A 20,271-nucleotide genomic window follows, 5' to 3' on the forward strand; every position below is an offset into this window, starting at 1 on the left:
TAAACCCAAAATAAATTACTTTTTCGATTTCAATGCAGATAACACTGCAAATGGTGAGACCGGTTTCTCAGCCTCAATTTCTTCTTCCCCCGCTTGCCATAATTCTTCAGGCAAACATGGATAATCATGTTTTGGCACGATTGGCAAAGCGAGTATCAACTCATCTTCCACAATCTGTGCCGGATCAACTTGTTTTGCATCATTCAAGATCCAAGGCTCATATTGTTCAGCCAGTCCTTCAATCTTTCCTTCGTGTCGTACCAATGCCAGCTTTGTGACTATATCCATTGTATGGGCCATAGGCTCCATACAACGTTCACATAGCAGTTTGACTGTTACAGCAAATTGCCCACGCATAAAAGGTGTGCCGGTCGTATCAATATCAAACAGCATATCGACTTTCACCGTCCCCGAATCGTCATAAAGCATTTCACTCAAACGCGACATTTTACTGACCGGGATTTCGCCCGCTATCTGTAAACCGCTATGAGCAAAACGAAACGGATCTAACTCTTTTGGCAATTGCTGATGCATAATCGACGGGATTATATAAGAATTGGTATCAAACAGCAAAAAGCTGTTTATTCCTGCCGAATTCAGCAGGAAGTGAACTTTTAGAATTGTTGCGATGGACGATGACTTTAAACGTCATTATGCAGCTCAATGGTCACGTTACCTTCTTCAGCACTCTGTTTTGACATGTCATTACGCAGCGCATCAATATAGTACAAGTAGGTCTCATCAATATCACCGGTAATGTAATCGCCATCAAAGCATGAGGTATCAAAACGTTCAACATCACTTTTCTTGTTAATGGCTTCGACCAGATCTTTCAAATCCTGATAAATTAACCAATCCACACCCAGCTCTTCGGCAATTTGTTGGACGTTACGATTGTGCGCGACAAATTCAGATGGTGATGGCATATCTATACCATACACATTAGGGAAACGAACCGGTGGCGCTGCGGATGCCAGGTAGACTTTTTTAGCGCCTGCATCCCGGGCCATTTGCACGATTTGCTGAGAAGTAGTACCACGAACAATTGAGTCATCAACCAGCAGAACATTTTTATCGCGGAACTCCAGATCGATTGCGTTCAATTTCTGCCGAACCGATTTTTTGCGCTGTTGTTGACCTGGCATAATAAAGGTGCGGCCAATATAACGATTTTTAATAAAACCTTCGCGGTATACCACGCCTAAATCATAAGACAGTTGTAATGCAGCACTGCGGCTGGTGTCGGGGATGGGGATCACCACATCAATATCATGGTCAGGAAATTCGCGTTTAATTTTATCCGCCAGTTTGGTTCCCATACGCATGCGGCTTTTATGTACCGAAATACCATCCATCATTGAATCAGGGCGAGCAAAGTATACATATTCAAATATACAAGGTGATTTAATTGGATTTTCGGCACATTGCTTATTATGGAAACGGCCTTCCATATCAATAAAGATGCATTCGCCCGGCTGCACATCACGCATAAATTCAAAATCCAGCGTATCCATGACAACGCTTTCAGAAGCCACAACATATTCGGTGCCTTGCTCGGTCTCACGTTTGCCGATAACCGCAGGACGAATACCGTAAGGATCACGAAACGCCAGCATACCGACACCGGCAATCATGGCGACGGCAGCATATGCCCCTTTACAGCGTTTATGAACTTCGACAACAGCGTTGAAAATATCTTCTGGTTGTGGTTTGAGTTTTCCAGAAGTCTGTAACTCATGAGCCAGTACATTCAGTAAAACTTCCGAGTCGGAGCCGGTATTCAGGTGCCGACGATCGCTTTTAAATAACTGATCAGATAAGAGCTGCGTATTGGTCAGGTTGCCATTGTGTGCCAGTGCGATACCAAAAGGTGAATTGACATAAAAAGGTTGGGACTCAGCTGAGTTGGAGCATCCCGCGGTCGGATAACGAATATGTCCTATTCCCATCGAGCCTTTAAGCCGAATCATATGACGCGTATGAAACACATCTTTTACCAGGCCATTATCCTTACGAAGATAAAACCGTCCGGTTTGGTCACAAGTCATAATGCCCGCAGCATCCTGACCACGATGTTGTTGAACTGTCAGACCATCATATAACGCTTGATTGACTTCTGAATGACCAACGATACCAATAATTCCACACATAAAAACACCCTGTCAGGATTAGTTGAAGTTAACGTGTTCAGCAACATCAGCCGGTAACAGCTGCTTGACCCAAACCGCCAGATCTTCAAAGTGTTGTAACAATAATGAGTTTTGCCACCAACTATCTGATGGCATGGGTGTTACACCTGCAACCAACACCAAAAGTGTAACGATTGCAACACCTCTAAGAATACCGAAAATCACCCCGAGTGCCCGGTCTGTACCGCTAAGCCCTGTTTTTTCAACCAATTGTGAAATCAAATGATTAACCAGGGCACCGAGTATTAATGTGACAACAAATAAGACAAAAAAAGCGATAAATAAACGTATGGTAACTGTATCGATATAGGGCGTTAACAAGCTGGCGAAATTTGCATAAAACATAAAGGCGACCCAAATCGCCACTATCCAGCTGATTAATGAAAGTACTTCTTTTATAAATCCACGAACGATACTGATGCCCGACGAAATCAAAATAATGCCGATTATTAAATAATCTACCCAGTTCATTATGACTCCGCATCGAGCAGCGTGTTAAAAAGAGAATTTTATCAGAATTGCGAAAGCTAACCCAATATATTTACGCTTATCCGATTACAAAAAGATGACCAAAGAATTCATCATGGATAAGGAAATATCTGGGTATTCAAATTCAATTGTTCACGAATTGAAGCCGCGGTTCGTTCCAAAGTAGCTCTATCAGCATCTGGTTGAAGCCTGACACGGTAGATTACAGTCTCTCCTGACCGGGTTTGTTCAATCATCGGTTTATATCCAATATCTTCCAACTGCTTTTTCAGGCTGGTTGCATTGGCTTCTACCGAAAAACTACCCAATTGAAGAATCCATCGTGAAGCTGAGTCAGCTGATGTGGAAGGTTCAGGTTGGCTCACTGGTGGCGGAGACGGTTCGGGCGTCTCAGCAACAGGTTCGGGTTCTGGTTTAGGAGCAGGAGCCGGTTTTTCTGAAATAATTTCTGGTTCTGGCGTTTTTTCTGTTGAAGAATCGGTTTCTACCGGCTTATCAGATACGGAAGATTGAGGAATATTCTCTGTATCAGCAGAACCAATATCAACAAAAGCTTCTTCAGCTAGAGAAGTCTCATCTCCCATCAGGGATTCATCATCAGTTTCTTCCTGTAATGCTTCAATCACCGAAGAAAACTGAATCGGCTCTTCTTCTTGAACTTGCCTCCCTGATTCTGTCTGACTGACTTTAGATAAAACGATATAAGCGAGCACGGCGATGAAAAAGACAAGCAAAAGCGTCCCGATTAAACGCTGTTGTTGTTTTTGAGTCATCATAAATCTCCGTTGCTCGCTTTAAACAGGTTAATGCCGGTTTTGTGTATTGACTTCGTGAAAACTGGCCTGATCTGGTGGCATTACAGTCGCAGTATCCGGAGTAGGTAATACCTTGGTTGGCATATGCTGCAAGGCTTTTTCCAATACTTCATTAATCCAGCGTACAGGAATAATCTCCAGCCCGGATTTTACATTATCCGGAATTTCCCGTAAGTCCTTCACATTATCTTTAGGAATCAGAACGGTATCAATGCCACCACGATGTGCGGCCAGCAATTTCTCTTTCAAACCACCAATGGCCAACACCTCGCCACGCAACGTGATCTCGCCTGTCATGGCCACATTGGATTTAACCGGTATACCGGTTATCGCTGAAACCAGTGCAGTACACATACCAATACCTGCGCTTGGGCCATCTTTTGGTGTCGCACCTTCGGGTACATGAATATGTAAATCGTGACTTTGCAGATAATCCTCGGCAATGCCCCACTCTACTGCCCGAGAACGAACAACGGTGGTAGCCGCCTGAATGGATTCCTGCATCACATCACCCAGTTTACCTGTATAGCTGGCTTTGCCTTTACCCGGCATTACCGCCGATTCGATAGTCAGTAACTCACCACCCACTTCGGTCCAGGCCAGACCAGTGACCTGTCCAATGCGATCATCTTCTTCAGCAACACCATACTGATAATGATAGACGCCTAAATAGTCTTCCAGATTATCTGCTGTCACAACAACCTTCTCGGTTGGTGATTCACTGAGGATTTGCTTAACTAATTTGCGACAGATCTTCGAAATTTCACGTTGCAGATTACGCACACCTGCTTCACGTGTATAACGCCGAATGATTTCCATCACTGCATCAGAGGTAATTTCAATCTCATTCGCTTTCAGACCATTGTCTTTTATCGCTTTTGGCAACAAATACTGCAATGCGATATTCAATTTTTCATCTTCGGTATACCCTGCAAGACGAATTATTTCCATTCGATCACGCAGTGCATCCGGAATATTCAATGTATTTGCAGTACAGACAAACATTACATCCGACAAATCATATTCGACTTCAAGATAGTGATCGGCAAATGTTGAGTTTTGCTCAGGATCAAGCACTTCCAATAAGGCAGAAGCCGGATCACCACGGAAATCCTGAGCCATTTTGTCGATTTCATCCAATAAAAACAGTGGATTACGTACACCTGTTTTGGAAATATTCTGAATCACTTTACCCGGCATAGAGCCAATGTAAGTACGGCGGTGACCACGAATTTCCGCTTCATCGCGCACACCACCCAATGCCATGCGGCTGAATTTACGATTAGTCGAACGGGCAATAGATTGCGCAATAGAGGTTTTACCGACCCCTGGAGGTCCAACCAGACAAAGAATAGGACCTTTCAGCTTTTTAACACGTTTCTGTACCGCGAGGTATTCAATAATGCGTTCTTTAACTTTTTCCAGTCCATAGTGATCTTCATCCAGAACCTGCTGTGCATGGTCCAGATCCAGCGTCACCCGTGAGCGTTTTTTCCACGGTACCTCAAGTAAATATTCAATGTAGTTTCGAACCACTGTTGCTTCTGCAGACATTGGCGACATCATTTTCAATTTTTTCAGTTCAGACTCAGCTTTATCACGAGCCTCTGTACTCATACCCGCCGCCGCAATTTTTTCCGCTAGTTCTTCAACTTCGTTGCCACTGTCATCCAGTTCACCAAGTTCTTTCTGAACCGCTTTAAGTTGTTCGTTCAGATAGTACTCGCGCTGGCTTTTCTCCATCTGTTTTTTAACACGGTTACGAATACGTTTTTCGATTTGCTGGATATCGATTTCCGATTCCAGGAATGCCATCAACTTTTCAATTCGGTCTTTGACGTCAGACATTTCAAGTAAAAGCTGTTTGTCTTCAAGCTTGAGCGTCATATGCGCAGCAACGGTATCTGCCATACGAGCCAGATCTTCAATGCTGGATAAAGAAGCAATCACTTCAGGTGGAATTTTCTTATTGAGTTTAACGTACTGCTCAAACTGTCCCAGCAGTGTCCGCATTAATACATCAGCTTCACGCTGATCAGGATGCTCATCAATAAAACTGGCAACTTCAGCTTCGCAAAAAGCATTGGTATTGTCGTATAAAGCAACTTTAGCGCGTTGTGTACCTTCAACCAATACTTTTACTGTGCCATCCGGTAACTTTAATAACTGCAGAATATTGGCAAGGGTTCCTGTTTCATACAGATTTTCTGGCGCAGGAGAATCTTCGCCAGAATCTTTTTGGGCTACCAGCAGGATTTGTTTATTTTCATCCGTAGCGTGTTCCAGTGCTTTGATGGATTTTTCTCGTCCAACAAATAAAGGAATAACCATATGCGGATATACAACAACATCACGTAGTGGCAATACAGGCACTTTTTGCAATGCATTGTCATCAGTTGATGTAGCTTCAAATTCTTTTTCCATCAATGCAGACCTCTTTAGGGAGTCAACAGACACGGTTATCGTGTTCGTGAAAACAATATGGGGACAGGCATAAAGAAATCAAGCGTCCGGAGAAACCGGACGCGTTAAAATCAGCCGAAGTGTTTAAAGATCAATCAGGTAGGAACTATTTATCACCTGAAGCGAGATCAGCGGGTTGATCTTCATAAATCAAAATAGGCGTGTTTTCACCATTGATAACACTTTCATCAACCACCACTTTGGTGACGTTATCCAAAGACGGCAGGTCAAACATAGTATCCAGCAATACATTTTCAATAATTGAACGCAAACCACGAGCACCGGTCTTACGCTCCATGGCTTTGCGAGCAATCGCCCGTAAAGCATCCGCCCTGAACTCTAATTCACAATTTTCAAGTTCAAACAATTTTTCATATTGTTTGGTTAATGCATTTTTAGGCTCAGTTAAAATCTGTACCAAAGCGGCCTCATCAAGTTCTTCAAGCGTGGCAACTACCGGCAGTCGGCCTACAAATTCCGGTATCAAGCCATACTGAATTAAATCTTCTGGCTCTACTACACGTAATGCCTCACTTGAAGGCGAATTGGTATCGACACTTTTAACATCGGCAGAAAAACCAATACCACCTTTGTGAGTACGGTTGCGGATAACTTTGTCCAACCCAGCAAAGGCACCACCACAAATAAACAGAATTTTGCTGGTATCAACTTGCAAAAACTCCTGTTGAGGATGTTTTCGGCCGCCTTGAGGAGGAACAGAAGCGATCGTACCTTCAATCAATTTCAACAATGCCTGCTGAACGCCCTCACCAGATACATCACGCGTTATTGATGGATTGTCTGATTTTTTTGAAATCTTATCAATTTCATCAATATAAACGATTCCTGTTTCAGCTTTTTCAACATCGTAATCACATTTTTGCAGTAATTTCTGAATAATGTTTTCAACGTCTTCACCAACGTAGCCAGCTTCGGTCAATGTTGTTGCGTCGGCCATAGTGAAGGGTACATTCAATTGTCTGGCAAGCGTCTCAGCCAGTAAGGTTTTACCGCTACCGGTTGGCCCTATCAGCAGAATGTTGCTTTTGGATAATTCCACATCATCATTTTTAGTACCATGACGCAAACGTTTGTAATGGTTATAAACCGCTACTGATAACACCCGTTTTGCTTTGACCTGGCCGATAACATAGTTATTAAGTGCCGAATCAATTTCATGAGGAGATGGTAGTCTGGAATCCGCTTTTTCATCGGTTTTTTCTTGTAACTCTTCCCGAATAATATCGTTGCAAAGCTCAACACATTCATCACAGACGAATACCGAAGGGCCAGCGATCAATTTTTTTACTTCATGCTGACTTTTACCGCAGAATGAACAGTAAAGTAATTTGTCGTCGTTTTTTTTGTCGTCGCTCATCGCTCTACTTTCCTAACTTTTGTGATTGCTCAAGATTTCTCTGCAGGTCGGCTATTCATTACAGCATCAATTAAACCATATTCTGCTGCCTGTTCACCATTCATGAAGTTATCACGATCAGTATCACGTTCAATTTTCTCAATATCTTGACCAGTGTGATGGGCCATAATTCCATTTAATCGATCACGAATACTTAAAATTTCCTTGGCATGGATATCAATATCCGATGCCTGTCCCTGAAAACCGCCTAACGGCTGATGCACCATAATGCGTGAATTTGGTAATGCAAAACGTTTGCCTTTGGCTCCGGCCGTTAAGAGTAAAGCGCCCATACTGGCCGCTTGACCGATGCATAACGTGCTGACCTGCGGTTTGATAAACTGCATTGTGTCATAAATTGCCAGACCAGCGGTCACAGCACCACCTGGAGAATTGATATAAAGGTGAATGTCTTTATCAGGGTTTTCAGATTCGAGGAATAACATCTGGGCGACAATCAAATTCGCCATATGGTCTTCCACCTGACCCACTAAAAAAATAATACGTTCTTTCAGCAGCCGGGAATAAATATCGTAGGAACGTTCACCACGTGAAGTCTGCTCAACGACGATTGGAACCAATGCATTTTGAACTGGATTGAGATGCTCAGAAAATATATTGCTCATAGCGGTCCTGTTTTCATGCCAAATAAAAAATAACCCGTGCCCAAAAGTTTGAGCACGGGCTGTCTTTGTAAAAAACGTGCTTGTGCCTTTAGGCTACAGCATTCATCACTTCTGAAAAGGAAGATGCTTTTTCTTCAACTGTAACATGATCGTAAATCCATTCAACTACGGCGTCTTCAACAACCATCATCTGGATTTCAGATAATTTATCCTGATTGGTCATGTAGTAATTCATAACGTCTTCTGGATCTTCATAACTGGCGGCAATCGCTTCAATTGCTTCGCGAACCCGTTTTTCTTCAGGTTGAATTTTGTTATCGGAAATTATCTTACCGATCAGCAGGCTGAGTTTGACACGTTTTTCTGCATTTTCCTTGAAGTTGCTCAGCTCAAAAGGTAAACCTTCAACGTTCACACCCTGGTTACGTAAATTATTTTTTGCTTGTTCCATCAAATAATTGGCTTCACGTTCTACCGGAGCTTCCGGCAAAGCAACTTCATTATTCGCTGCTACGCTATCCATCGCTTTGCGCTTGTTCACATTTTTCAATGCACCGGCAAGTTCACGTTCCATATTTGAACGAACTTCTTTTTTCAATGCAGCAATGCCACCGTCAACACCACACATCTCTGCAAATTCTTTGTCTAATTTAGGCAGTTTTTTCTTGGCAACCTGTTTAACCGTAACAGCAAAATCCGCTTTTTTACCACGTAAATGTTCTGCACGATAGTCATCAGGGAAAGTCATTGAAATAGTCAGCTGTTGATCCTGTTTCACACCTACGAGTTGTTGCTCGAATTCAGGCAACATGCTGCCATTGCCAATAACGACTAATACATCCTGACCTTTACCGCCCTGGAATTCTTCACCATCAATACTGCCGATAAAATCAATGGTCACGCCATCTTCTTCTTTGGCTGCACGTTTGAGGGGATCCCAAGTCATGCGCTGCTCGCGCAAGGTTTCAAGCATTTTATCGACATCTTCATCTGTGACTGCAGCAACGGTTTTTTCCAGCTTGATGTCATCCAGCTTTACAGCTTCAAGTTCAGGAAAGATTTCATAATTCAACGTGTAGATTAACGCTGTTTCTTCTTCTTTCATGCTGTCGATATGAGGTGGACTGGCAGGATTGACATTTTCTTGAGTGAACGCTTCACGCATGCTGTCCTGGACTATTTGATCAATCACTTCGCGACGTGCTGAGGGACCATGCGTTTTAACCAGCATTTTCATCGGAACTTTGCCGGGACGGAAACCAGCCATCCGAACTGATGGACGGATAGATGACAAACGTTGTTGAACGGCTTGTTCAATATTCGCATCTTCCACAGTGATGGTCATTTTACGACCGAGTTCGCTGACATTTTCTACAGTTACTTGCATTCTTTAAACCTCAAACACGGGGATTAAGCGCATCGTCAGACATTTTAGCGCCGACAATTGTAAATGGTACGAGAGGAGAGACTCGAACTCTCACAGGTTACCCTACTGGAACCTAAATCCAGCGCGTCTACCAATTCCGCCACTCTCGCAAATCGTTACAGATATGCTTACATATCTAATTAAGTCGGCCATTATAGCCAGATAAACTGACCAAAACTAGCCTTGTATTGTCAAAAATGCGAATGCCAGGGCTGCTTGCTGGCAAAACTGGCGAAAAGCGATAAGATCCTGTCGATCTAATTCCCTGCCGGATGCCTGTCTGTCAGCCAGAAATAACCCCACGGGTTTATTGGCTTTTTTTAATGGCATTGCCAGGACTGCGTTGACACTTAATAAATCTTTACTTTCTGTTTGCAGTTTTTTTAACGCATTCTGCTGTGATGAATCGACCAACAAAGCATCTTCTGCAGACAGTAAATCACTAAATATTGACGGTTTACTCTGAATGTCTATCTGAAACAACTCACAGAATTGTTCATCCTGGTTGCCAAGAGCATAACGACAATTCAGCCGGCTTTTATCCGCTGATATCACCGCAAAAATCACGCGATCCATGCCTGTACCACGATAAATACCTTCCATCACCATTTCAAGTATCTGATTAATTCCCCTATGCTCCTGAATCGCTTGCGAAATATCCTGCAGAATGCGTAGCTGGATAGATTGGTCCGGTACCTGATAAATGGCTGTAAGTTCAACGTCACTGATGAAGTTCTCTGACTCCCCTTCGGCCTGGACTTCATCAGGCAAAGGGATCAATCCATGTGCACGCTCTATACCGGTCAGGTTAAGTAATTGCTGGGCAGCCAGGGCACTGGCATAGACAGTTGGTTTTACTGTTTCAGTTTTACTGTGAGTCAGCTCCGCGACACCGTCAAACCATGGCGCTAACTTACTGACATTCCATGATTTTCTGGTATCAATTGCCAATTGCCCCGCGTAACGAATGATCTTTACCGCTTCGGTCTTTACATGAGGGCGAAAACTTTCAATTAATAAGTCATTTAATGCCCAGGCTTCCGCCAGTCCCTGTGTGAGTTGATTCAGGGTGTATCCTAAGGTTTCTGTTTGGGCGGATACATTTGATTCGGTTTGTTCAAATGCTGTGACGGTTTTTTCATCCGCAAAGGCCCAAAACGTCAGATGTCCCAAACGTGACAATAACGCGGCAATGAAAATATCTTCCGGCATTTCCGATTTACAAAGCGTCGCCATATTTTGTGCCTGCACAGCAGCGTGCAGAGATATAGCCATTTCCTTCAATACTTTTTCATGTCGTTTACTGGCTTTTAATGAATCAATTAACACCAGTGTCAGTGCCAACACTTTGACCTGCTCAAAACCTAGCAGCATTAAGGCTCTGGAAACGGTATTAATGTGATGACCTTGCGGATTGTAATACACACTGTTGGCCATTTTTAATAAACGCCCGGTCAAAGCCGCATCACGCAAAATAACCTGTGCCACATCGACCGCGGCACTGTCTTCCTGTTCCAGAATTTGATTGATTTCCAGCATGGTATTGGGAAATACCGGCATATGCTTATCCGTCAGTTGACGGATAAACCGTTGAGCTGCGACAGGTATTGGCGTCAGTGTCATTCGCTGTCTTCTTTCGCAACCAGCTGATTAGCGATGCCATGTGGAACATGGCCGGTAGCAACATGATCTCTTGCAGAAATACAGTGACGTTCCTGATCATCAAAAAAGATATCGGCACCAAATGATTTCAAAAACGGACCTTTCTCCATACCTCCCAGAAAAATAGCTTCATCAATTCGAATCCCCCATTCACGTAAGGTACGGATTACCCTTTCATGAGCGGGCGCAGAACGAGCTGTTACCAGTGCGGTGCGAATCGGTGAGCTGTTTTCCGGATATTGCGTCTGGATCTGATTCAATGCCATTAAAAAGTCTTTAAACGGGCCACCCGATAATGCCTGACGGGCCGTTTGCTGCTCGTTCTGAGTAAAAGCTTCCAGTCCACGCTCTTTAAATATCCGCTCGGACTCATCCGAAAATAAAACTGCATCCCCATCGAAGGCAATACGAAGTTGCTCGGATTCAGAGTTATTCCCCAGATTGGATGGCAATATTGTCGCAGCAGCGATACCCGCTTCAAGCGCCATACGAACATCTTCAGGACTAGTGGATAAAAACAGGTTGGCACTGAACGGTGCTACATATCTATAAGGACTGCTACCAGAGGTAAACACAGCACGGATAATGGCTAATTTATGGTGTTGGATCGAGTTGAACACTCTTAGGCCGGTATCGGCACTGTTACGTGATAACAAGATGATCTCAACACGTGGAGTATTGGGATTATTATCATTTAAAGCCAGTAACTTCTTCACCAGATTAAACGCACCACCCGGAGATAATGGCACATCCTCATTTTCAATCTGAAACTGGCAATAGGCTTCAGTACCCTGCTCCTCGTAAATTCGATGGCTTTCATCCAAATCAAACAATGCACGCGATGAAATAGCCACCACCAATGGTTTTGTCGGCGTTTCCACGTTTACTCCCTGATTAATGATTGAGCATCTAAATGAGCATTCTGTTTAATGACATTCCACATTTTTTCTCTGGCTTCAGCTGGTAACTTCGGGCTGTTAAATAATCTTTGCATATCCTGTTCAAAACTGGTCAGTACAGATACCGATGCCGGTTTGCCTTTAGGAAAATCACTGTCAGCGGTAAAAACCACATGACAGAACACCGGCATTTTGGGGATTATCGAACGGACAGCCTGACGAGCATTTTCGAGATGATGCAACGGATTGGTAAACTTATAACTCCGACCGTCGACAATTTGCGTCCATTCCTCAATTTTTTCGGCCCCGAACAGGTGACCACTTATCGGGTAATCACGCAGAATCAATATGCCTTGTTCCAACAGAAAAAGCTTTTCAATTTCCAGCAAACCGCCTAATCCATCCGGCAGGACCAAATTCTTAAGTTCGTCCTGTTTATAGGGTTTTAACACTTGCTCAATCTGAATCTCTGAATGACTTTTCCGAACAAAATGCCGATAGAATAACCAGATAACGAATATAACAAATACGCCCAGTGCACCGGCCGTTTCTATAGAAAATTCTTCAAGCAAACGAGTACCACTCCTAAATTTTTCAGACATTATACGGCGTTCAGATGAGGCTTTGTGCATTTGCCTTATCGTTTTGCGGGTCCTGATGAATAATGATTTCGGCATCATCAAATAACCCACGAATTTCGCGACTCACTTTATCACTGACATTATGCGCTTCCTGTAAACTCAGCTCAGGATCCAATTCCAGATGCAACTGAATAAAAACCGTCGTGCCTGAACGTCTGGTCCTTAAATCATGCAGACCTTTGGCTTGGGGATGCGTAAATACCAATTGTATTATCTGTTGCCGCTCAGCCTCAGAGATTTCATGATCCATCAATAAATCAATGGCATCCCTGAGAATTTTCCATGCACTGAACAAGACATACATGGCAATCATTACCGCCATTAATGGGTCGAACCAGAGCAAGCCGAACTGCGTTAATAACAAAGCAATGATCACGCTGAAATTGACCAACAGATCTGACTTGTAATGTAATGAATCCGCACGAATGGCTGATGAATTGGTTTTGGCGATGACATAACGCTGAAGCATTAATAACCCAATAGTAGCAATCATCGAAATGACCATTACCGCCACACCGAATTCTATTCCAGATGTCAGAGGCTGAGGATTGACCAACCTGCCACTTGCCTGAAACAACAACATAATTGCTGAACCAGCAATAAACATTGATTGGCCTAACGCCGCCAGAGGTTCTGCTTTACCGTGACCAAAACGATGTTCTTTATCGGCCGGCTGCAAGGCGTGCCGGATAGCCAGCAAATTCACGAGCGATGCCAGCAAGTCGAGACTGGAATCAATAAGGCTTGCCAGAATGCTGATGGAATCCGAACTATACCAGGCAATAAGCTTGGCTGTAATCAGCAATAATGCAGTGACAACTGAAGCGTAGCTTGCGATACGCATGAGCGCTGCATTATTGAATTGTTGAGACCGTAACATGTTGTCAGTATAGTGAGACCCAACCTTTGTGCAAAGCGGTAATGAACTGCATTTACCAACAGATTAACTGCCTTTTCAGGAAAGAAATATCATGCCGATCATCAACATCACCAGTCAGCCGTTTACTGATCAACGTCCTGGCACATCAGGTCTGCGTAAGCGAGTTAAGGTATTCCAGCAGGAACATTATCTGGAAAACTTTGTACAGGCGATGTTTGATGCCATTGGGAACACCAGGAATCAAACCCTGGTCATCGGCGGCGATGGTCGTTTTTACAACGAAACAGCGATTCAAACCATTGTGAAAATGGCAGTAGTCAATGGTTTCAAACGATTGATTATCGGTCAGCATGGTCTGCTTTCAACTCCGGCAGCATCGTGCATTATTCGAAAATATCAGGCTTTTGGCGGGGTTATCCTCTCGGCCAGCCATAATCCTGCAGGTCCGGAGGGTGATTTTGGTATCAAATTCAATATTCGAAATGGTGGCCCAGCGCCGGAAAGTATTACAGAAGCTATCTATCAGCTAAGTCAGAAAATTTCTTCCTATCGTATTTTCGAATGTGAGGACATTTCTTTGTCTGATATAGGAACCCAGTATCTACAGGATATGCAGATCGATATCATCGATCCGGTTACTGATTATGCTGAGATGATGGCCAATATTTTCGATTTTCCGGCAATTCGTGCATTGCTGTGTAACGGCCGCTTTCAAATGCGTTTTGATGCGATGCATGCCATTACCGGACCATATGCAAAAGAAATCCTCGAAAAACGCCTGGGCGCAGAAGTTGGTACAGTGATTAATGGTATCCCACAAGCTGATTTTGCCGGCGGCCATCCAGATCCTAATCTTACCTATGCACCTGAGTTGGTGGCAGAATTATTCGCCGAAAATGGTCCGGATTTCGGTGCAGCATCAGATGGTGACGGCGACCGAAACATGATTCTTGGCCATGGAATATTTGTCACACCTTCAGACAGTCTGGCTATTATGGCAGCGAATGCAGATCTCGTTCCCGCTTATCAGGAAGGACTCAAAGGTATCGCCCGATCAATGCCGACCAGTCAGGCTGCAGATAAAGTCGCAAAATCGCTGAATATTCCGTTGCATGAAACCCCGACAGGCTGGAAGTTTTTTGGAAACCTGCTTGATGCAAATCTGGCAACATTGTGTGGTGAGGAAAGCTTTGGAACCGGGTCAAATCACATTCGTGAAAAAGATGGTCTATGGGCGGTATTATTCTGGCTGAACATTCTGGCAGTCAGACAGCAATCGGTAATGGATATTGTGCGCCAGCATTGGCAGAAATATGGCCGTAATTATTACACTCGCCATGATTATGAAGAAATCCCCACCAATAAAGCGAATCAGTTAATTGAAAGATTGCAACTGCAACTGCCACAACTGCCGGGACAAAACATGAACGGATATATCGTGAAATATGCTGATAATTTCGGTTATCACGATCCGGTGGATAACAGCATTGCTGAAAATCAGGGCATTCGTATTGGATTTACCGATGGTTGTCGTATTATTTTCAGACTTTCCGGTACCGGTACACAAGGCGCAACATTAAGGGTCTATATTGAAGCGATTGAAGATAATCCCGATAAATTGTTTGCAGATACCCAGACAAGACTGCAAGATCTCATTGATCTGGCCGATAGCTTAGCGGGTATTAAATTACTTACAGGCCGTAATGCGCCGACTGTTATTACTTAGGTTTATTCATGCAAACATTGATTTTAGGTTCCAGCTCGCCTTTTCGGGCTGAACTGCTGGCTAAATTACATTTGAAATTCATTACTGTATCACCGGATATTGATGAAAGCCCGCTAGCCAATGAAAATCCCGAACAACTGGTAAAACGTTTGGCGGAAGCCAAAGCCCGTAAAATTGCAGAACATTATCCAGACAGCCTGATTATTGGTTCGGATCAGGTTGCCGTTTTAAACAAGCAGATAATGGGCAAGCCCGGAAATCATACCAAAGCCACTGAACAGCTTTGTGCAGCTGCTGGAAACAAGGTTATCTTTATCACCGGCCTGGCTTTGTATAACGCAGCAACTGACAATATGCAGTCTTTGGTAGATTATTATGAGGTGATATTCAGAAATCTGACGGCAGAACAAATTGATTTTTATTTACAGACAGAACAGCCCTATCAATGTGCCGGCAGTTTTAAATCAGAAGGTTTTGGAATAAGTCTGTTTCAGGAGCTTCGTGGTCAGGATCCCAATAGCCTGATTGGACTGCCGCTGATCCGGTTAATTGAACTGCTGGCCAACGAAGGTGTCGATGTGCTGGCGCAGCAGTCCGTTTAGGATTTGTTGCGATTTCAGGACCTGGATTATTGCTGTTTGTTTTTTTCAGCGTTTTCCATGGCCGCAGCCTGGGCAGCCATATTATTCATTGCCTGTCCCATTAACTGGCGAGCAGCCTTTGAACGTAAGTTTCTGGCCATGCCTTCTGTGAGTCCGGGATTAACATTATTATCTGTCAATAATTGCTTTAATTCATCCAGCCGAGGCTCACATGACTGAAGAATTTCATCAGCATTCTGTGTGGCGTCTTTACCGCTTTTACTGGTTTTTAAACGTGACTCCATCATACATTTATTGTAGGCGGTAATATTATTGGTCATTTCATTAATTGCTTCCTGTGGCATATCGCCCGGAGTCAACATAGACTCTTCGGCCAAAACTGTTGAACATAAGACAGCCAGTGAGCCAGCAGCCAGGTAGTGCTTAATCATTTCATCCTCTCCAGATATTTATAGTTTTTTGGTGCCAAACTAGGACTGGCACAGTAGGCAAATTATCCCATTGTGTGTGAATACGCTACAATCTGCCGACATAATCAAATCAGTAATCAGGCTTTTCAGTCTGATTTTTCAAACTCATAACGCACATCCCAGATGAACAACAAACAAGATATACGCTTTCAACAGTTGCAACAATGGTTACAAAACTTTGTAACCGATAAAAATTATTCTTTAGTGCCCGCCTCCAGTGATGCCAGCTTTCGACGTTATTTCCGACTGAGACAAAACGATAGCAGCCAGATCATTATGGATTCACCTCCGGAGCATGAAGATAATCATGCTTTTATCAAAGTGGCCACATTACTGGAACAATATGGCCTGAATGTCCCGCATATTTATCAGCAGGATACGCACTCCGGTTTTCTTATCCTGAGCGATCTGGGTTCCACACCCTATCTTTCTCAGTTATCGGCAACCACAGCCGATGCGCTTTATAAAAAAGCCATTGATAGCCTGATTAAATTACAGAAGATTCCTGGTAATCATCAGCAATTACCTACATATGATTCAGCCTTGTTATATCGTGAGATGCGGCTATTTGATGAGTGGTTTCTGCAAAAACATTTACAGTTAACTCCTCCTGACTGGTTAGCATCTATATACGATTTCTTAGTAAACAATGCCCTAACTCAGCCACAGGTCATCGTACATCGGGACTTTCATTCCAGAAATTTGATGTATCTACAGCATCAGCCCCCAGGGATAATTGATTTTCAGGATGCCGTCATTGGAGCTATTAGCTACGACCTGGCCTCCTTGCTTCGTGATGTTTATATTCACTGGCCTCAGGCTGAGCAAAAAAAGTGGGTGTCTTACTACATTGAGCAGGCACAGCAGCATGATTTGCTATCTGCTGAACAAGCATTACTTTTCCCGCGCTGGTTTGATTTAATGGGGCTTCAACGGCACCTGAAAATATTGGGAATATTTTGTCGTTTGAATTATCGGGATAATAAACCAAATTATATGAATGACTTAGCCTTGACATTAAAATATGTTTATCAGGTTTGTAAAAGCTATCCTGAGTTGCAAAATCTTTATCAATATCTTATCGAACAACCTAAAATAATGGCCATTAAATGAAAGTCATGATTCTGGCAGCCGGGCGTGGCGAGAGACTTCGCCCGCTTACTGATCACACTCCGAAACCATTATTACATGCAGGGTCAAAACGCTTAATCGAATACCTGATTGAAAAACTGGTTAATGCCGGCTTCAAAGATATTGTGATTAACCATGCCCATCTGGGGGAACAGTTTGAACCTGTCTTGGGTAATGGTGAACGTTATCAGGCGCGCTTTGAGTATTCAGCAGAATCCATGGGTGGACTGGAAACAGCAGGAGGAATTATTCATGCGTTGCCGCTGCTGGGCAATAAGCCGTTTCTTGTCGTCAATGGCGATATCTGGACGGATTTTCCATTTAAACAATTGAACGAGTCGGTTCTAGCTGAACACATGTTGTGCCATTTGATAATGGTCAAGAATCCACAACATAACCCGTCCGGAGATTTTCATCTTGACTCAGAAGGACTATTGAAAATCGATGGTGACCCCAGACTGACTTTCAGTGGTATTGGCATTTATCGACCGGAAATGTTTGCCGGTCATAAAGTCGCCAAACTTCCACTGAAGCCATTACTGGTCGAAGCAATGAGCCGCAAACAAGTTACGGGGCAATATTATCAAGGAGAGTGGTCAGACATTGGAACCGTCGAGCGTTTAACCGCACTGGCTAAGCAACTTGATGTTTAACAGAAGCTTAGGCGCAGAGAAACTCTAACAACGCTTTTTGTGCATGTAAGCGATTTTCCGCCTCATCCCACACAACGCTTTGTTGTCCATCAATGACTTCTGCAGTGACTTCTTCACCTCGATGCGCAGGCAGACAATGCATAAACAAAGCATCTGAAGTCGCTTGTTGCATGACGTTTTTATCCACCTGAAATGCCGAAAATGCGGCTTCTCGCTTACGCTGTTCTTCTTCCTGCCCCATACTCGCCCAGACATCGGTCACCACTAAATCAGCCAGTTTTGCAGCCTGAAGTGGATCATTAAATAATCGTATACGGGCATTGACTGCATTCACAATAGAAGCTTTAGGTTCATATCCTTCAGGTGTTGCAATATTCAGATTAAAACCAAACTGTTGAGCGGCATTAATATAGGAATGACACATATTATTGCCATCACCAATCCATGTAACGGTTTTGCCACGAATATCACCCCGATGTTCCTGATAGGTCTGCATATCGGCCAATAACTGGCATGGATGGTAGTCATCGGTCAACGCATTAATCACCGGTACTGACGAGAATTTGGCAAAAGTTTCCACTTTACTGTGCTCGAATGTACGGATCATGACCGCATCAACCATACTGGAAATAACCCTGGCAGAATCCTCAATCGGCTCGCCTCTACCCAGTTGCGTATCATCCGGCGATAAAAAGATTGAACCACCACCAAACTGCACCATGGCAGACTCAAATGATACCCGGGTACGGGTTGATGATTTTTCAAAAATCATCGCCAGCACTTTGTTTTTTAAGGGCTGATAAATCTCACCTGCCTGGTGCATTTTTTTGAGTTCAGAAGCCCGCGAAATCAACTGGGTCAATTCAGACGGCGATAAATCTTTAAGCGTCAGAAAATGTCTCATATCAGGCTACGCTCTCAATGGGGCGAGTCGCTAAAAAAGCTTTGACCAACTGACTGACTTTAGTCACGATCAATTCAGCTTCCTGAGCATTAATAATCAATGGTGGGAGTAAACGAATCACTTTTTCCGCCGTTACATTAATCAGGATATTTTCCTGCAGAGCCAATTTGACCAAGTCACCACACGGAACCGTTAATTCAATACCAAACATAAATCCCAAATGACGAATATCCTTAACACCATCTGTCTTACCTAACTGTTGTTTAAAGTGCTGATGCATCTGCTCACCAAGCCTGCTGACATGGTCCAGCAGATGCTGCTTCTCGATGCTATCCAGTACGGCTATTGCAGCACTGCAGGCCAACGGGTTACCGCCAAATGTTGAGCCATGATTGCCAGCCTGTAAAACACCTTTAGCCAGACCCGCAACTAAACAAGCACCCACCGGCATACCATTGCCCAGGCCTTTTGCCAAGGTCATCACATCCGGTAACACCCCCTGCTTATGCTGAAACGCAAACCATTTACCGGTACGGCCAACACCCGTCTGCACTTCATCGAGCATCATCAGTAATTTACGTTGTGTACATAAATCCCGTATAGCAGACAGATATTCACTGTCCGGAACCTTGATGCCGCCTTCTCCCTGTACAGGTTCGACAAGAATCGCAACCGCTTCAGGCCAGTGACTGACCGCCATACGAATTGCATCAAAATCATTATATGGGACACGTACAAACCCGGGGACTAAGGGTTCAAACCCGGCCTGAACCTTGGCATTACCTGTGGCTGTCAACGTGGCCATTGTTCTACCGTGGAAACTACCTTCCATCACTATAATGACTGGCTTATCAATACCTTTGCTATGACCATACTTACGTGCAAGTTTGATAGCCGCTTCATTGGCCTCAGCACCGGAATTGCAGAAAAACACCTGATCCATGCCGGAGAGCTGGGTCAACTTATCCGCCAATAACTGCTGCTTTTCAATATGGTACATATTTGAGGTATGTATCAAGGTTGCTGCCTGCTCAGAAATAGCACGCGTCACTGCAGGGTGACAATGCCCAAGGTTGCAAACCGCAATACCACTTAATGCATCCAGATATCGCTCGCCGCGGGTATCAGTCAGCCAAGCACCTTCCCCTTTAGCAAAAGAAATATCTAAACGACCATAAGTAGGCATGACAGATTCGGTCATGGCATTTAACTCCCTGCCTGTATTTCAAGGCGTAATGTCAGCAGTTATTTCTGCTGGTTAAAACGAAAAATGGCAGT

The 20,271-nt window shown here is 43.8% G+C and carries 19 protein-coding genes and 1 tRNA gene; 4 read left to right on the top strand and 16 right to left on the bottom strand.

Annotated features, from left to right (window positions below):
* Nucleotides 1-15: 15 nt before the first annotated feature.
* The 13 genes from B2W60_RS09535 to B2W60_RS09595 all read right to left on the bottom strand — a co-directional run bounded on the left by B2W60_RS09535 (nt 16) and on the right by B2W60_RS09595 (nt 13,471).
* On the bottom strand, nt 16-522 hold the full coding sequence (locus tag B2W60_RS09535) for a YceD family protein (RefSeq protein WP_292359385.1): 507 nt from the start codon (nt 520-522) through the stop codon (nt 16-18).
* A gap of 119 nt (nt 523-641) precedes the next feature.
* Nucleotides 642-2,150 (bottom strand): amidophosphoribosyltransferase, encoded by a 1,509-nt coding sequence (purF, locus tag B2W60_RS09540; RefSeq protein WP_292359384.1) that lies wholly within the window; start codon nt 2,148-2,150, stop codon nt 642-644.
* An 18-nt stretch (nt 2,151-2,168) separates the two neighbouring features.
* Complete coding sequence (locus B2W60_RS09545; protein WP_292359383.1) at nt 2,169-2,660, bottom strand: CvpA family protein; 492 nt, start codon at nt 2,658-2,660, stop codon at nt 2,169-2,171.
* A gap of 110 nt (nt 2,661-2,770) precedes the next feature.
* A complete protein-coding gene (locus tag B2W60_RS09550; RefSeq protein ID WP_292363971.1) occupies nt 2,771-3,454 on the bottom strand; it encodes an SPOR domain-containing protein in 684 nt (227 codons plus the stop codon).
* Between the two features lie 27 nt (nt 3,455-3,481).
* The gene (gene lon / locus B2W60_RS09555; RefSeq protein WP_292359380.1) at nt 3,482-5,917 is read right to left on the bottom strand and encodes an endopeptidase La; all 2,436 of its coding nucleotides are present in this window, start codon (nt 5,915-5,917) and stop codon (nt 3,482-3,484) included.
* Between the two features lie 145 nt (nt 5,918-6,062).
* Entirely contained in the window at nt 6,063-7,334 is a 1,272-nt protein-coding gene (gene clpX / locus B2W60_RS09560) for an ATP-dependent Clp protease ATP-binding subunit ClpX (RefSeq protein WP_292359378.1), read from the bottom strand.
* A gap of 29 nt (nt 7,335-7,363) precedes the next feature.
* Nucleotides 7,364-7,999 carry an ATP-dependent Clp endopeptidase proteolytic subunit ClpP gene (gene clpP, locus B2W60_RS09565; RefSeq protein WP_292359376.1) on the bottom strand — a complete coding sequence of 212 codons (636 nt, stop codon included), beginning with the start codon at nt 7,997-7,999 and terminating at the stop codon, nt 7,364-7,366.
* Nucleotides 8,000-8,087: 88 nt separating this feature from the next.
* Nucleotides 8,088-9,386 carry a trigger factor gene (gene tig, locus B2W60_RS09570; protein WP_292359374.1) on the bottom strand — a complete coding sequence of 433 codons (1,299 nt, stop codon included), beginning with the start codon at nt 9,384-9,386 and terminating at the stop codon, nt 8,088-8,090.
* A 64-nt stretch (nt 9,387-9,450) separates the two neighbouring features.
* A tRNA-Leu gene (locus B2W60_RS09575) sits at nt 9,451-9,535 on the bottom strand.
* A gap of 67 nt (nt 9,536-9,602) precedes the next feature.
* Nucleotides 9,603-11,048, bottom strand: a complete 1,446-nt coding sequence (locus tag B2W60_RS09580) for an HDOD domain-containing protein (protein ID WP_292359372.1) — start codon at nt 11,046-11,048, stop codon at nt 9,603-9,605.
* Nucleotides 11,045-11,968 carry a 5'-nucleotidase gene (locus tag B2W60_RS09585; protein ID WP_292359370.1) on the bottom strand — a complete coding sequence of 308 codons (924 nt, stop codon included), beginning with the start codon at nt 11,966-11,968 and terminating at the stop codon, nt 11,045-11,047. The genes B2W60_RS09580 and B2W60_RS09585 overlap by 4 nt, the downstream gene beginning before the upstream one ends.
* Nucleotides 11,969-11,970: 2 nt before the next feature.
* Complete coding sequence (locus B2W60_RS09590) at nt 11,971-12,558, bottom strand: nuclease-related domain-containing protein (protein WP_292363972.1); 588 nt, start codon at nt 12,556-12,558, stop codon at nt 11,971-11,973.
* A gap of 40 nt (nt 12,559-12,598) precedes the next feature.
* Entirely contained in the window at nt 12,599-13,471 is an 873-nt protein-coding gene (locus B2W60_RS09595) for a cation diffusion facilitator family transporter (RefSeq protein WP_292359367.1), read from the bottom strand.
* Between the two features lie 127 nt (nt 13,472-13,598).
* On the opposite strand from B2W60_RS09595, the gene B2W60_RS09600 reads away from it, so the two are divergent.
* Nucleotides 13,599-15,233 (top strand): alpha-D-glucose phosphate-specific phosphoglucomutase, encoded by a 1,635-nt coding sequence (locus B2W60_RS09600; RefSeq protein ID WP_292359365.1) that lies wholly within the window; start codon nt 13,599-13,601, stop codon nt 15,231-15,233.
* 8 nt (nt 15,234-15,241) lie between these two features.
* The gene (locus B2W60_RS09605; protein WP_292359363.1) at nt 15,242-15,835 is read left to right on the top strand and encodes a Maf family protein; all 594 of its coding nucleotides are present in this window, start codon (nt 15,242-15,244) and stop codon (nt 15,833-15,835) included.
* A gap of 26 nt (nt 15,836-15,861) precedes the next feature.
* On the opposite strand, the gene B2W60_RS09610 is transcribed toward B2W60_RS09605, so the two are convergent.
* Nucleotides 15,862-16,266 carry a hypothetical protein gene (locus B2W60_RS09610; RefSeq protein ID WP_292359362.1) on the bottom strand — a complete coding sequence of 135 codons (405 nt, stop codon included), beginning with the start codon at nt 16,264-16,266 and terminating at the stop codon, nt 15,862-15,864.
* A 162-nt stretch (nt 16,267-16,428) separates the two neighbouring features.
* Here B2W60_RS09610 and B2W60_RS09615 point away from each other — a divergent pair, with 162 nt between their 5' ends.
* Together B2W60_RS09615 and murU are read left to right on the top strand one after the other, a co-directional pair.
* On the top strand, nt 16,429-17,418 hold the full coding sequence (locus B2W60_RS09615; protein ID WP_292359360.1) for an aminoglycoside phosphotransferase family protein: 990 nt from the start codon (nt 16,429-16,431) through the stop codon (nt 17,416-17,418).
* Nucleotides 17,415-18,089 (top strand): N-acetylmuramate alpha-1-phosphate uridylyltransferase MurU, encoded by a 675-nt coding sequence (gene murU, locus B2W60_RS09620; RefSeq protein ID WP_292359358.1) that lies wholly within the window; start codon nt 17,415-17,417, stop codon nt 18,087-18,089. The genes B2W60_RS09615 and murU overlap by 4 nt, the downstream gene beginning before the upstream one ends.
* Before the next feature lie 7 nt (nt 18,090-18,096).
* Here the strand turns inward: murU and argF are convergent, their stop codons facing one another.
* Together argF and B2W60_RS09630 are read right to left on the bottom strand one after the other, a co-directional pair.
* On the bottom strand, nt 18,097-18,993 hold the full coding sequence (gene argF, locus B2W60_RS09625) for an ornithine carbamoyltransferase (RefSeq protein WP_292359356.1): 897 nt from the start codon (nt 18,991-18,993) through the stop codon (nt 18,097-18,099).
* A 1-nt stretch (nt 18,994) separates the two neighbouring features.
* Complete coding sequence (locus tag B2W60_RS09630; RefSeq protein ID WP_292359354.1) at nt 18,995-20,194, bottom strand: aspartate aminotransferase family protein; 1,200 nt, start codon at nt 20,192-20,194, stop codon at nt 18,995-18,997.
* Nucleotides 20,195-20,271: the final 77 nt, after the last annotated feature.

The sequence above is a fragment of the Methylophaga sp. UBA2496 genome (assembly GCF_002341635.1).
Taxonomy (GTDB): domain Bacteria; phylum Pseudomonadota; class Gammaproteobacteria; order Nitrosococcales; family Methylophagaceae; genus Methylophaga.

What these genes read in the sequence shown, in the direction of transcription:
- B2W60_RS09615 (WP_292359360.1), top strand. Translation starts at nt 16,429, where the DNA reads ATGAACAACAAACAAGATATACGCTTTCAACAGTTGCAACAATGGTTA.
- B2W60_RS09580 (WP_292359372.1), bottom strand. Translation starts at nt 11,048, where the DNA reads ATGACACTGACGCCAATACCTGTCGCAGCTCAACGGTTTATCCGTCAA.
- tig (WP_292359374.1), bottom strand. Translation starts at nt 9,386, where the DNA reads ATGCAAGTAACTGTAGAAAATGTCAGCGAACTCGGTCGTAAAATGACC.
- clpX (WP_292359378.1), bottom strand. Translation starts at nt 7,334, where the DNA reads ATGAGCGACGACAAAAAAAACGACGACAAATTACTTTACTGTTCATTC.
- B2W60_RS09630 (WP_292359354.1), bottom strand. Translation starts at nt 20,194, where the DNA reads ATGACCGAATCTGTCATGCCTACTTATGGTCGTTTAGATATTTCTTTT.
- B2W60_RS09595 (WP_292359367.1), bottom strand. Translation starts at nt 13,471, where the DNA reads ATGCGTATCGCAAGCTACGCTTCAGTTGTCACTGCATTATTGCTGATT.
- argF (WP_292359356.1), bottom strand. Translation starts at nt 18,993, where the DNA reads ATGAGACATTTTCTGACGCTTAAAGATTTATCGCCGTCTGAATTGACC.
- B2W60_RS09545 (WP_292359383.1), bottom strand. Translation starts at nt 2,660, where the DNA reads ATGAACTGGGTAGATTATTTAATAATCGGCATTATTTTGATTTCGTCG.
- B2W60_RS09605 (WP_292359363.1), top strand. Translation starts at nt 15,242, where the DNA reads ATGCAAACATTGATTTTAGGTTCCAGCTCGCCTTTTCGGGCTGAACTG.
- B2W60_RS09550 (WP_292363971.1), bottom strand. Translation starts at nt 3,454, where the DNA reads ATGATGACTCAAAAACAACAACAGCGTTTAATCGGGACGCTTTTGCTT.
- murU (WP_292359358.1), top strand. Translation starts at nt 17,415, where the DNA reads ATGAAAGTCATGATTCTGGCAGCCGGGCGTGGCGAGAGACTTCGCCCG.
- clpP (WP_292359376.1), bottom strand. Translation starts at nt 7,999, where the DNA reads ATGAGCAATATATTTTCTGAGCATCTCAATCCAGTTCAAAATGCATTG.
- purF (WP_292359384.1), bottom strand. Translation starts at nt 2,150, where the DNA reads ATGTGTGGAATTATTGGTATCGTTGGTCATTCAGAAGTCAATCAAGCG.
- B2W60_RS09600 (WP_292359365.1), top strand. Translation starts at nt 13,599, where the DNA reads ATGCCGATCATCAACATCACCAGTCAGCCGTTTACTGATCAACGTCCT.
- lon (WP_292359380.1), bottom strand. Translation starts at nt 5,917, where the DNA reads ATGGAAAAAGAATTTGAAGCTACATCAACTGATGACAATGCATTGCAA.
- B2W60_RS09610 (WP_292359362.1), bottom strand. Translation starts at nt 16,266, where the DNA reads ATGATTAAGCACTACCTGGCTGCTGGCTCACTGGCTGTCTTATGTTCA.